The following is a 13,339-nucleotide window of genomic DNA, read 5'->3' as shown; positions in this document are numbered from 1 at the left end:
TGTTTAGTTAAGCAGTGTGTTTGCGATGGAGTAACTATAAGTTCACTTTAAAAGAATTAAAAATTGTAAAATTAGCGTTTATCATTCTTTAAAAAAGAATTTAAAAGGAGGTTGAATATGAAGTTGTTGTTATTAATAGGGTTTAGTTTTTCGGTGGCTGTAAGCAGCTTGGTGTTTGCTAATCAAAATTTACCAAATAGCCGTCATTATGAGTTATTAGCTTCAGATATTGCGGTGCAGCAAAGCTGGCAAGTTAAAGACACAATTAAAGGTTATGAGATGCTGGAATATCAAATAAACCTTAATAAAGGCAATACCTTAATGGTTGATTTGGCTCCTTCAAACTCGAGTAACTACTTTAATATTTTACCAAAAGGTAATCCAACCGCTTTGTTTGTTGGCCCGGCAAAAGGAGATCATGCCGAGGTTAAAATTCCTGATAATGGCGATTATGTGATTCGGGTGTTTTTGATGCGCAATGCCGCGCGTCGTGATGAGCAAAGTAACTTTACAGCCGATATCACGGTAATAAAAAGTGCACTAAAAGGCATGCACCCAAGCTGGGATGTCGATGGTGATGGGATTAATGATTGCGAGAAAGACGGTAGCTGCGATCACACTGTTGACTACAGTCTTCCTCGAAAGTCGAATTAGGCCGCGTTTAGGCCTAATTAAGCGTATTATTCAGGCGCCACTTCAAGCGTTGTGAATAATGAGTAGCGTACGTTATCGATATCTGCCTCTGTTGGCTTTTGATCAACAGATGCTTCAATCAAATACATATCGGCGTGAGCGAATGTCACAGTAAAGAAACCTTTTTTATCGGTTGTTACTTTCACTTCGTCTCGCTCATTACGGTAGCGAGCACTACCACGAACAATAGCAAGCTCAACGTCAGCAGCTGGTTTGCCATCCATTAATAATTGGAACTTAGCTTCTTCACCAGCAAACAGATCGTTCGGGTGAGTAGGGCCAGAAATTTCTAAGCCCTGACCAAGCAATGTTGGCTTAGAAGTACCATTACGGCTTACAAAAGTATCAACCGTTGCGATTGATTTTACAGTGCGCACGTCGGTTGCACCTGCCGGTAGGTCTGCTTCTTTTTTACCTGCAAACACACGACCGCGATTACCGTCTTTGTCTTTATAGAAAGTCATCAGCATTGGTTTTTGCTGCATAGCAATATGGTAAGTACCGTCTTGAGATAAACTCACTGCCGCTGAATTTTTGCGTTTTAAGTAGTATGCGCGAATTGTTTCTTCAACCGGTTTACCATCTGGAGCAAGGGCAATTAATAGGTTGTCGTCGTACTCTGCGCCTTTTTCTTTCGGGCGGTATGCTTTATCTGGGCTAAACAACTCATTTGAAATACTGGCATCGATCATCACATAGTGAGTTTTCTCACCTGATAAAGAAGTGTGAGATGGCATTAACCAACGGGCATGTGCTTGTGCATAGCCAGACGCGATTGCTGTGAAGGTCACTGCGCCAATCAGCGCCGTTTTTAATAATCTTAATTTCATTGTTTGTCCTTAATTACTGGTAATGGTAACAAAGCTAGTAGCGAACTCTTTTTCGCCTTTAATTGTGACTTTGCCGTCTTTCGTTAAGTCGATTTCAACGCGGGTGTAATCTCGGCCACCTTCTTCACGAACAACCTCGACATTAAGTAGGTAGCTACCAGGTTTAACTGGGTTGCCCTTTAAATCTTTTCCTTGCCACTCAATGGTATAAGTACCAGGGCGTTTTGTTGCACCCGTCACACCATCGAAGTTGTCGTTGCTACGGCCGGCTTTTCGCCACCATTGACGTAAGTCTTTAAACCATTCAGCTTTTTCGACCCAAAGTGCAATAGTGGTAACGTGTTTACGTTCAGGTGTTTCTAGCCATAGCGCCACGTAAGGGCGATGATATGGGGAAACATCTAGCTCTGGTAAGGTGAACTCAACGGTTAGGTTGGCGTCTTTTGCAAAGCTCAGTGGGCTGAATAAACAGCTGATCAACAGAGCGGCGATTAAGTGGGCTTGTTTCATTAAGATACTCCTTTAAGTTGAGGCACCCAAACTAGATAAATGACCAAAGGCGTGGCAACACCAACAAGCGTTAACCAAAGGCCTGCGGCCCGTTTTTTACGGTTTTGAAAGAGAATAATTAATCCGGTGATGGCAAACAGAATCATCAAAACAGCCGAGATATCAATGACCCAGCTCCATGCTTTACCTGTATGGCGGCCTTTGTGTAGGTCGCCAATCAGGCTCATAAAGCCACCAGTTTGATAATCAATATTGAGTTCACCGGTTTGAAAATCGATTTCGGCGTAAGCAAAGCCTGCTGGTAGCGGGTAGTCGAGCATCACCAAAGCATCTTCTTTTTCCCACTCAATACTTTTTACATTACTGAGTGAAAATTGTTGCTGCATGTACTGTTCTATATCAGGGTATAGGCTCGGTAACGTGTCGAGATTAGCTTGTGCTTTTTCGAATAACTCGGCAGAAACAAGTAGTTGGTTCTGACCATTATGTTTATCATTTTCGAGCCAACTAACGTGATTCAGAATAATGCCGCTGACACAAAATAAAATAAGTAAAAAGAATAGGGCAGTTGAAAGGTATATATGTAAGGCGCGGCTTACACTATAAAAGCTGCGTTTATTTAAAGAAAACATAATTAGGTGTATTTGTTTGTTATACGTATATGATAATGATTTGCATTAGTGATAACAAGCAAGTTTACGTTCTTTACATTTCTTTGCGTTAGAAATGAATAGCAAGATAAGCCATTACCGCAAGTTGCGAGCTGAGAAAACAAGCAAGCAACATTAAGCGGGTGTGTGTGGTCAGTTTAGTTTGAATTAGGGTTGGTTTATTTGGCGCTGATGGGCGGTTAATTAAATAGGCTAAAACGCTTAATTCAATCACCGCCACCAAATACATAACCCAAATTGGCGCGGCACTTTGTAGTAAAAAAGCATACCCGATAGCCATGCCCAAACCTGCTAAGAACTTAGCGCGAGTAGGAACGACCTTATATTCTTGCCAAAACCTTAAAGGCTGGCCGTATCTAGGGTGGTTTAGCAGCCAGGCAGAGAGCTTAGGTGATGAGCGGGTAAAGCACGCCAATGCTAGTATAAAAAAGATAGTTGTAGGCATCACAGGTAATGCAATACCTATGATACCTAAACCCACCATCAATAACCCGAGTAATTGATAGCAGCCATTTTTATAGGCGGTAAACGCCGCTCTCACATTCATCAATAAAATTGGGCCTGATAAAACTTAAATCGTTGCAGTGCTTGCTCTGCACCTTCTATCAAGGTGGTCTGTTGCTGTTCACTGAGCTCAAGGTTATCAATAAGATGACTTAGTTGACAGCCTTTAGAGTACTTACTGGCTTTAGCAAGGTAGCGCGCACCACGTTGATTATTTAACTTTAGCTCAGCTTCAACTTGTTTACCTAATGTAGTTGCAGAAAATTGCGACCCTTCAACTACATACAGCCAACCAAGTACATAGGCAAAGTCGGCATTTTGAAAGCGACAGGGTTGATATTTATGATTTGGTAACGGGTGTTTTAAATCGTTTAAATCCTGCTCGATTAAAGATAATCGCGTACGATCATGCAAGTTATCTATATACTGATGTAAACCAGCATGTTCGTATAGACCTTTTAATTCTGATTGAAAGGCATACTGTAAGGTTAAAAACTTTTTATAGTTATCTAAATCAGCACTAGGCGCTAGTGCTAATAGATGATGGTCAATATCATCCGTGATGGTGTTTATCGCTTGTTTTAGCTTTTCAGCTCGAGAAAGTAGCTCGAGTATTGACATGAATATGTTCCTCTGCAACGTCTTCAAAGTAAATGCACGGGGTAGTTGATGTTGTCATAGGGTCTATACCCATAATTTCTAAGAGCTAATTTGATATAGCTACTATACAGCTTTTATCAATAAATTTAGCTCAGAATGGTGCCATATAATAATGATTTTCATTTGTATAGCTAGAAAATGTTTTTGCTAGAGGTACAGATCGGACCTGCATCAATAGAACTGTCAGCACTTGGGTCGTGAGGTAAGAAGTTTGCTAGTAACTACAGAGCGCTAAAAGTAGCGTAGAATTGTTGTGTGTTTTCGAGTAAAGATAAAGCAAGGAGACTAGCTCCTTGCTTATGCGTATTGGTGTTAGAAATAATAACCTATATTGATATTGAAGCGGGTTTCAGTCTCGTCGCTGTCGCCAGCAATTGAACCACCAACAAATGGTTGGTTTTTCGCTTGTACAAAATCAAAGTAAGTGAATAAACCACCTGCAGCGACAGATACACCGGTTACGTTCATCCATGTATCTTCGCTGTTGTCTGACTTGTCGTAAATAATGCCGTAGTCATTATAAAACTGCAGGTTCGTTACCGGACCCCATTCTACTGGAAGGCTATAAGCGATATTGGCATTGGTCATGGTCGCTTCTGCGGCGATACTATCGTAAAAGGCATAAGCACCCACGGCCATGCGGTTTACGTTATCAATATCGTAGTTATACTCACCATGCTGTAGTTGGAAATTCCATGGACCAATTGTGCTGTTTAAGTGCACAGCCCAGGCATAGTAATCGCCGGCTTTATCTTCACCATCATGTAGTCCGCCAGAAAGAGCTGAGACACCAAGCTCTGTTGTGCCACCGTCATGTTCAAAGTGATAGCCATATCGGCCAGAGAAAGTGTTGTATTCACCAATAGCATTGCCTGGTTCAGCGTATACACCTTCTTCGGCTGAGCGAAAACCAACTACATCGTAAGAGTAGCGGTCACTTCTGTCGCTTACATAACCGTCAACGCCACCTAACTCATCATTTTTGAAAAAGCCAAGATCAATTTGCCAGTTATCGGCCAGTTTACGTTTAAATAGTACACCTAAGTCGTGGTCATCTTCTAAACCAACATAGTAAGTGGTACCAAAAAAGTAGTTATGTGAATTATACGGCCAGTTACCAAAAGGGACTTTGGTAATACCTGCCTGCACCTGCCAATCTTCGGCAAAGTCATAGGCTGCGTAGGCATACTTAACAGCGGTCATGTAATCGAAAAAACGGATCTCAGCGTTTAGCTGCACATCACCAACATCACCTGCAAAATTAAGCCTGAAAATATCAAAGTCGAAGTCGCCACCACGATTTTTATTACCGTCATTGTAAGATGTATGACTAAAGTTGGTACGTACAGCGCCACCCACTTTAATACCTGATTTTTTCTCAGGTGTTGCTACAGCAGCTGTTTGCTGCTCAAGTTGCTTTTGTTGCTTTGCTACTTGTGCATCAATTTGCTCTTGCTTTTCAGCTTGCTGTTTTGACTTTTCTTCTGCTGCATCTAGCTTTTGCTGAAGTTGTTGCATTTGTTGCTGAAGAAGCTGTAACTGTTTTTGAAGGTCATCGATTTCAGATGCCTGACTAAGACTAGAAGTAGTGCCCAAAGCAATAGCAAGGGCTAACTTTGAAAGTTTAAGCATGAATAATCGCTAGTATTGGAATCGGTACTATAAAGCATAGATGATATTTGTGATGAACCCAAGACTAGCCACATAAAATTAATATTAATCAACTAGTTTAAATTTTCTTTATGGTTCAAACGTCTTTGTGATTGCGCCAACTTCTAGAAGTGGTGAAGCATCGAGCTGATCAGCATCCATCATAGCAGCGACTCGTTGCATAGATGAAAGTAGTAAGCTTTGCTCCCACTCTTCAAGGGCGGTGAATTTCTCTATGAAGTGTTCTTGTAAGGGCTGCGGAGCCTGATTAAGCAGCTGTTTTCCGCGCTCGGTTAAATACAAACTGACACGACGTTTATCAAGTTGACTGCGCACGCGCGTAATGAGCTCTCGGCTCTCAATGCGGTCTAAAATATTTGTCACGGTTGCAGGGCTTAAGTTCACATTCTGGGCAATGCGACTTGCCGTAATGCCATCGGTTTGTGCAACTTCGTTCATAATGAGTAGTTGTGGGCCGGTCAACCCTGATGTTTTATTGAGTTGTTTAGAGTGTAGGTCGATAGCTCTAATCACCTTACGTAACGACACTAATAGCTCGTCATACTTTTGCATGTTTCTGTCTCTTAAATTGGCGACGCTCACAGCCGCAATCGCGAAATATTACATGTCTAATAAATTGAGTTCAAATAAATAATGGCTATCTAAGCTATAAATACTGTTTAATATCGCTGGTTTTGAGGTGGATTATTTGTTTAGAGTAAGAATAAAAATTTAAATTTAGTCAATTAACTTTAGTAAATGTTCTTAGCACTTAACATGCACTTATAAAGTGACTTACCTTTTTGTAGTAAAACAATTTATGTAAATAACTAAATATTATTTACTAATGACGGTTGCATTGGGTAAGGTTGGTTTTTCTTTCATCAAATGGGACGAGTTATGAAGTTATCGCCATCAGTTACGATTGAGCAAAGTGAAAGCGGACTTGAGTTTATTAAGGTTGCAAGCGAGTTTTGTACAGCGACGATTTTTTTACAAGGTGCACAAATTACTGAGTTCACGCCAACCGATAAAAAGCCACTATTATGGGTCTCTGAATTAGAAGATTACCAAGAAGGTAAAGGTGTGCGAGGTGGTATTCCGATTTGTTGGCCATGGTTTGGTGTTAGCCAACATGAAGGCTGGCCTGCGCATGGTGTTGCTCGCACAAGTTTATGGCGTGCTGAAGAAGTAAAAGAACAAGACGATTCTATTTATATCAGCTTGTCATTGCCTATGACGCAAATTGATGAAAAGTATTGGCCTTATAAAACTAAGCTATTAGCCGAGTTTATTTTAACCTCTAGTTTAGAGCTGCGTTTAACAACCACTAACTTAGATAACCAAACCGTACAGTTTACTCAAGCACTGCACACATATTTCCCAACGCCTGCAATCGAAGAAACAAAAGTAGATGGTCTGCAAGGTGCGAAATACATCGAATTTGCAGAAGGACCATTTGAGCAAAATGAACTCGTATCGTTTGCACGTGAAACAGACATGGTTTACACCGAAGCGAAAGATACGCAGCGTATCATCACGCCAGATGGCATTATTGAAGTAGGCCGCGAAAATTCAACATCGTGTGTACTTTGGAACCCATGGATCGAGAAATCAAAACGGTTATCAAATTTTGCTGATGACGAATATCACGTGATGTTGTGCCTAGAAGCCGCTAATGTACTTGACGATGCAGTAGAGCTTGCACCCGGTGCAAGCCATACACTTGCAACAAAACTACGCTGGGTATAATTTACCTGTTAGCACGTTAGGCCGGCACAGCTGGCCTTTACAAGGAATTACCGTGTTTAGTAATCAACAAATAGAAACCCTTCCAAAGCATCAAACGATTCAATTTCAGCCACTTGCAGAAAATGCTATCTGGCAAGTACAAATAAATTGGCTATTATTTTACATCCCATTGATGCTCACAATTATTGTGGTTAGGCACTTAAATCAAGGTTTGACCGAGGCAGTTGCAGCACCTTGGTTAGCTATTTTACCTGTCCTTGTCGTAATCTCCCTGAGCTATAACTATTTTAGTGTGCGCGCCAAAGGCGTGGCTGTACGCGAACATGATATTGCATTTAAACGAGGCTTAATTTGGCAACAAGTTACCCTATTGCCTATTTCTCGCGTGCAGCACACCGAAATTCATCGCGGCCCAATTGAGCGAAAATTAGGCTTAGCAACACTCAGGCTTTACAGTGCGGGTGGCATGAGTGCTGATCTGCATATTAGCGGTTTAACTGACGAGCAGTGCAATGATGTCCGTCAGTTTGTGCAGGGTTATGGTGATATCACATCAGCTCAAGATAATGAGTTTGCCGATGAATGATCAGCAATGGCAACGTGTCTCGCCATGGGCAATATTGTACTTTATTGTTCATTTTGCACTGCGCTTTATAAAAGATGGCCTTTTGAACTTATTGCCAATTTTGGTGCTATTTGTCACTCAAGTAGAGCAAAAAATGTTTTGGGGGCAGGTAGCCGCTTCAGTCGCTTCAATATTTTTAATGTTATATGCCTTTGCTTATTATCGTAATTTTAAATATCGCATAACGGATGGTAACGAAATACTGCTCAATAAAGGGGTATTTAAAAAAGAGCGGCTAACCCTAAAATTTGCTCGAGTACAAAACGTAAATATTGCCGAACCTTTTTATTTTCAGCCGGTTAATTTAGTTAATTGTATATTTGATGCTGCCGGAAGTAGCGCTCAAGAAGCTGTGATCCCGGGAGTAAAGCTTAGCTATGCCGAGCATGTACGCGAACAAGTGATGGCGTTTAAGGCTCAGTTAGAACAACAAGAACAGCCGCCTATTGAGCAAAGCGAAGCCGTTGACAAGTCGCACACCTTAACGATTAGCAATGCTGAAATTGCTAAATTTGGTTTGATGTCGAACATGGCGATTTTGGCCTTAGCCGCACTGGCTCCATTTATGAATGTGATTCTTGAGTACCTCGAAAAAAATATCATAAACCGCCTTGAGGCCATGCTTAATGAGCAAGCTGCTTTTGTTGGCAGCGCCGCTGCAATAGCAGTGTTAATCATGGTTATTGCGATTGTTTTATGTGCCATTTTACTGTCTGTAGTGATGGCTTTAGTGCGATTTTTTAATTTTAAGCTTTATTTTCAGGACGATAAGTTTAAGCGTGTGGCAGGTTTATTTGAGCGTCAGCAACTATCGATTAGTGTTTTGAAAATTCAAAGTGTGCAAATCAAACAGAATATTATTGCGCGTTTGCTGAATCGCTTTACCTTGATTTGCCCACAAGTAAGTAGTGGCGGTATAGCCGCTGGGGTCGCGGCACATAAAAATAAACAAACTTTTGTGATGCCAGTCTTAACTAAAGAGCAAGTGCAAACTGTGTGTCGTTGGTTATTTCCTTGGTTTGTTGATTTAACAGAGCTTCACTTTATAAAGCCAGAGCGGGCGTTACTTTATAAAAACACACTTTTATACGTGCTACTGCCAACTATAGTTTCTGCTTTAATTTTCAATGCTTTATTTAATGCTACTATGATGCTTTGGAGCATTTTAGTGGCTCTGTTGTTGATGGTTGGTGTGTTTTTAAGTTATCAAAAAACAGGTATGGCGATGTATGAACATGATGGCCGTTTCTTTGCTGTATTTAAAACAGGCATGTTAGGTATTCAATATCGTGTTTTTGAAATTTACAAAGCGCAAAGCGTCACCACAATAAGCACTTATTTAATGCGCCGATCAGAGCTTAAAAGCTTGTATATACAACTAGCTTCTGGTTCTGTATCAATGCCTTACTTAAAAGCAGAGCTGGCTGAGCAGTTTGCTGATTTCGCCCTATATGAAATAGAAGGCGTTGAGCGGAATTGGTTTTAAATGAAAATAATTCTCAATAACTTTATTTTTGTGTTGATTTTAGGTATGATAGCGCAGTGTTAAGTAACTGGGCTCATAATGATTTATTTTTTACCTACTCTAGCTATCTTCGGTGTTGTCGCTTTATTGTACTTTGTTCATTCTAAAAAAGAGTGCACCGGGTTGTGTGTTAGTTTTGCTGTGACAGGCATCGCTTTGTTGTTAACAATGACCATGATGCTGGCTGGCTTAGGTGCGCTAAGAAGTAGTTTAATGTTTGCTGCGACTATTTTTATAATCTATCAACTGCTCGGTTTAGTTAGGCCAATTAAAATAGATTAATTTCTTACATTTTTTTACTACAATCACTGAAAAAATGTACGCATACTAATCCTTGAACTAAGCAACTTGCTAATCAAGGATTGTGATGAAAAAAGCCCTATTAACGGTGGCGCTACTTGCCGCTGGCCATGCTTCAAGTCAAGAGACTTGGCAAACTATTCATACCGAACACTTTAACGTGCATTTTAGTACGCAGAACCAGCAATGGGCCCGCTCCGCGGCAACCGAACTTGAAATTGTCCGCGATAAGGTATTAAAACAGCAAAACCGTGCCCTTGATGAAGTCGTCGATGTGTTGGTTTTCGACCCATTCAACGCCTCGAATGGCTTTGCTCTACCGGTGACAAACAAGCCTTTAATGGCCTTGTTTACTACACCACCGCAATCTGACACCGTGATTTCTAATACTGATGGTTGGCAGCAACTATTGATTTTGCACGAATATATTCATTTAGTGCACCTTGCTCAGCCTACACGAAGCGATTTACGCCAAGCTATTCGCAATAGTTGGGATATTTACGATTTAGTTGATGGTGAAATGCCGCGCTGGGCCGCCGAAGGGTATGCAACCTTACTTGAGTCGAAAATGACTGGTCGCGGGCGTCTATACGATAATCTTTCAGAGGCGATACTGGTTGAATTTGCACAACAAGGTGCGCTGCCTCGGTATAGTCAGCTAAGCAGCACCGAAGGGGGCTTTTTAGCTGGTTCTATGGCGTATTTAATGGGGTCTCGCTTTCTTGCATGGCTTGAAGAGAACTATTCAGCGCAAACTCTTGATGCAGTTTGGACGCGCATGCAAGCGGTTAAATCGCGTGATTTTGATGAGGCCTTTAGCGGCGTATTTGGCGACTCACCAGAGCGACTCTATCGTCGTTTTATTGCCGAATATACCTACAAAGCTATGGCTAAAGAAGTAAGTGAGCAAGCACTTACAAGTAAGCTTTGGTTAGAACTTGATTTATACGCCTCGAACCCTGTTTTAAGTTTAGATAACAGTAAACTTGCTATTGTTGAGCGAAACAAAGATGACGAAACGCGTTTAGTTATTTACAGCACTGATGATAATCAACAGGCAGCAGATGACTTTGCGAAAGAACAGCAAGCGCTACTCGATGATGACCCTGCTGATATTGCTGATAAAGCACCGCGTGTTTTTAAACGTAAACAAAAACATGTGCTTCATCAAATTAATAGACAGGGCATAAAAAACCCACAGTGGTTAGACGAAAATACCCTGTTCTTCACCGCCACAACAACCGTTGCTAAAGGCGCAATTCAGGGTATTTCTGACTTATACCGTTATGATATTGAGACCGGAGAGGTCAGTGCATTGACGCATCATGCAGGGCTGCGCCGTTTTACAATTAGTGATAACGGACAAACGGTTTACGCTGAGCAAGCTAAGCATGGCTTCTCGGAGCTGGTGCGTTTTGATCTCAATACGGGTGTCGCAACACCTTTATTTGAGAAAAGCCTAGAAACGGTTTATGACTATCCATTATTAAGCCCTAATAAAACTCAGCTTGCTTATTTAAAAGCGACATTGAATGCTAATTGGCAGTTGTATATACAAGAGTTGGATGGTCAGCAGTCACATGCAGTGCCTATGCCTGAAGGCTATCAGTATGTGTCACAGCCCAACTGGCAAGCTGATGGCAAAGGACTTTATTTTGTAGCGGGTAAAAATAAAGCTCTCGATTTGTATCATTATGATCTTCAAAGTAATTCACTAAGCCAATTAACACAAGGACAAGAAGCTGTCGCACACCCAATGGCAATGAACAATGGTGAACTTTTGTATTTATCGATCACTGCTGAAGGCCCGAACATTAAGCATTTTGCTGAGCAACCACACGGATTAGAGGTTGTTGAGTTTGCTAAAAGCGCAGCTCCGCCGCGAGGAGATGTAACGAGCGAAGTATTACCTGAGGCGAAGATTTACCCGCAAAGTCCAACTGAGCCAGCCAATTATGATGTATGGCAGCAAAAGCCGACTTTTTCGCTGGCATCTCAATATTATTCAGCTTCATCTTCACTTCTTACCCTTGGGGTCAAAAGTAGTGACTTTTTAAAGCAGCTTGATTTACAAGCAGGCTATAGTGCTGATTTACATGATAAAGCATTGGAAGGGGTGTTCGCGGCGGTTAAGTACTCGAAATTTGATTTAAAATTTAAAGCGTTGTTATTTGATTACGACCTTGAAACAGCAAGGCAATACCATTCTCAAATGTCGCTGGACTTAAGTAACACTGGGGCACATTTTGCCATGAGTTACCCAATGCAGTTTCAACAACTTAGTATCACACCGAGCCTAAGCTATAACTACAGTGATTTTAGTGAAGGAGATGATCAATGGTTAACAGTTGGTCTTAAGCAAAAATGGCAACATGATAGGCAGCGTTATGGTTTTGCTCAGTCTGTGAGTGCCCAGTGGTTGTCCGGTGATACTGACTCAAACAACTGGCAGGGCTATAACTTTGCCACCGTATTGAGCGGTTATGCCTTTGATATTCCCGTTTATGTTAATTTCGCTCAGCAATATCGCGATGACAGCGCACTTGCTTTAGGTGGTTATGAGTCAAATTTAATTAATCAAGAAACGCAAAGTGGCTTTATTGTTGCTCCAGAACTGCCGTTTATTAGCCAGCTAGGTGAGCGCTATAAAGGTTATGGCGGGGGCATAAGTTACAAAGATTCACTGCCTTGGCTTTACTACCAACAGCATCAGGTTGATAACCGAGTCTATGCGCAAAGTTACGGGCTTAAATGGCAGGGAGATTTTAGTTTTGGTATGGGGCCTGCGGGCTTGAATGATGTAAATATTGACTTTGGCGTCGCCCGAGTAGAAGGCGACGACTTTGAAAATGATTTACGAGCATGGCTAAGTTTTTATTACTCGTTATAACTTAGTGTTTTTCAGATAAAGCGAAAAGCTTGGCGTGATAAAGCGCCAGTTTTTCGTCTTTATTTTCTATCTCTATGGCTTTTTCTAGCCACTCTTTACTGCGTTGTTCATTGCCTTGCTGATAACTAATAATTGCTAATTCAATATAGGGTTCAGATAAGTACGGGGCTAACGCAATAGCATTTTCAATCTGTTGCTTTGCTTTGTAATATTTACCATTGTTGCGAGCGTTAATCGCGGTTGCTAGCAATTCAAACGGATCTTGCTCAAGCAAAGCCAGTTGTGAGTTGATTTGCTCAACTAGTTCAGGATCATTAAGTTGCTTGGCAAGTACTGCGTAGTTGTGCAGTAAATTAGTATCATCAAGGTCATAGTGTATAGCTGTTTGGTAAATTCGCTTTGCGCCCGCTAAATCACCCGATTGGCGATGTAAAACTGCGGCTAAATTATAAAGTGAGGGGGCATGTGGTGTGTATTCGTTAGCTTTTAAAATATAGCTGTAACTTAAATTGAATTGCTTTTTAGCCAAGGCCTCGCTTGCTAAGTTACTATAATAACGGCTAATTAAGTCTTTTAAATCGGCACGGCCTGAGTAAAAGCTACCACGCGCTGGAAAGTAATCGATGACAGTGCCTGGTTTTACTAAGTAATGCTCGTCCTCATTTAGTGGTGCGTAAACTTTTGTTCGAAAATGGCCCGATATATACACTATGTTGCTTTGTTTACTGT

The 13,339-nt window shown here is 41.3% G+C and carries 13 protein-coding genes and 1 pseudogene; 6 read left to right on the top strand and 8 right to left on the bottom strand.

Annotation, left to right across the window (positions count from 1 at the left end):
- Positions 1-117: 117 nt before the first annotated feature.
- Entirely contained in the window at positions 118-654 is a 537-nt protein-coding gene (locus tag L1264_RS09010; protein WP_199527189.1) for a hypothetical protein, read from the top strand.
- 26 nt (positions 655-680) lie between these two features.
- Here the strand turns inward: L1264_RS09010 and L1264_RS09005 are convergent, their stop codons facing one another.
- From L1264_RS09005 to L1264_RS08975, 7 genes and pseudogenes are all read right to left on the bottom strand, one after another.
- A complete protein-coding gene (locus L1264_RS09005) occupies positions 681-1,523 on the bottom strand; it encodes a DUF4198 domain-containing protein (protein ID WP_199527190.1) in 843 nt (280 codons plus the stop codon).
- A 9-nt stretch (positions 1,524-1,532) separates the two neighbouring features.
- Positions 1,533-2,033, bottom strand: a complete 501-nt coding sequence (locus L1264_RS09000) for a DUF2271 domain-containing protein (RefSeq protein ID WP_199527191.1) — start codon at positions 2,031-2,033, stop codon at positions 1,533-1,535.
- Entirely contained in the window at positions 2,033-2,665 is a 633-nt protein-coding gene (locus L1264_RS08995) for a PepSY-associated TM helix domain-containing protein (protein WP_199527192.1), read from the bottom strand. The genes L1264_RS09000 and L1264_RS08995 overlap by 1 nt, the downstream gene beginning before the upstream one ends.
- A 196-nt stretch (positions 2,666-2,861) precedes the next feature.
- Positions 2,862-3,251: pseudogene (locus tag L1264_RS08990) on the bottom strand (YbaN family protein); the annotation flags it as partial.
- A complete protein-coding gene (locus L1264_RS08985; RefSeq protein ID WP_199527193.1) occupies positions 3,251-3,829 on the bottom strand; it encodes a biliverdin-producing heme oxygenase in 579 nt (192 codons plus the stop codon). The gene L1264_RS08985 and the pseudogene L1264_RS08990, both read right to left, overlap by 1 nt.
- A gap of 351 nt (positions 3,830-4,180) precedes the next feature.
- Entirely contained in the window at positions 4,181-5,500 is a 1,320-nt protein-coding gene (locus L1264_RS08980; protein WP_135923021.1) for a porin, read from the bottom strand.
- A gap of 108 nt (positions 5,501-5,608) precedes the next feature.
- Entirely contained in the window at positions 5,609-6,091 is a 483-nt protein-coding gene (locus L1264_RS08975) for a MarR family winged helix-turn-helix transcriptional regulator (RefSeq protein WP_135923020.1), read from the bottom strand.
- A 327-nt stretch (positions 6,092-6,418) separates the two neighbouring features.
- On the opposite strand from L1264_RS08975, the gene L1264_RS08970 reads away from it, so the two are divergent.
- From L1264_RS08970 to L1264_RS08950, 5 genes are all read left to right on the top strand, one after another.
- A complete protein-coding gene (locus L1264_RS08970) occupies positions 6,419-7,270 on the top strand; it encodes a D-hexose-6-phosphate mutarotase (RefSeq protein WP_135923019.1) in 852 nt (283 codons plus the stop codon).
- 52 nt (positions 7,271-7,322) lie between these two features.
- Positions 7,323-7,856, top strand: coding sequence for a PH domain-containing protein (locus L1264_RS08965; protein ID WP_135923018.1), 534 nt, complete (start codon positions 7,323-7,325; stop codon positions 7,854-7,856).
- Positions 7,849-9,381 (top strand): PH domain-containing protein, encoded by a 1,533-nt coding sequence (locus L1264_RS08960; RefSeq protein ID WP_235403883.1) that lies wholly within the window; start codon positions 7,849-7,851, stop codon positions 9,379-9,381. The genes L1264_RS08965 and L1264_RS08960 overlap by 8 nt, the downstream gene beginning before the upstream one ends.
- A gap of 78 nt (positions 9,382-9,459) precedes the next feature.
- Positions 9,460-9,702, top strand: a complete 243-nt coding sequence (locus L1264_RS08955) for a hypothetical protein (protein WP_135923016.1) — start codon at positions 9,460-9,462, stop codon at positions 9,700-9,702.
- Positions 9,703-9,787: 85 nt separating this feature from the next.
- Positions 9,788-12,610, top strand: coding sequence for a TolB family protein (locus L1264_RS08950; RefSeq protein WP_199527194.1), 2,823 nt, complete (start codon positions 9,788-9,790; stop codon positions 12,608-12,610).
- 1 nt (position 12,611) lies between these two features.
- Here the strand turns inward: L1264_RS08950 and L1264_RS08945 are convergent.
- A partial coding sequence (locus L1264_RS08945; RefSeq protein WP_442960442.1) for a tetratricopeptide repeat protein occupies positions 12,612-13,339 on the bottom strand: 728 nt, incomplete at its 5' end.

This window comes from Pseudoalteromonas sp. APAL1, from assembly GCF_021532475.1.
GTDB classification, from domain to species: Bacteria; Pseudomonadota; Gammaproteobacteria; order Enterobacterales; family Alteromonadaceae; genus Pseudoalteromonas; species Pseudoalteromonas lipolytica_C.
This window is presented reverse-complemented; position numbering and strand designations above follow the sequence as displayed.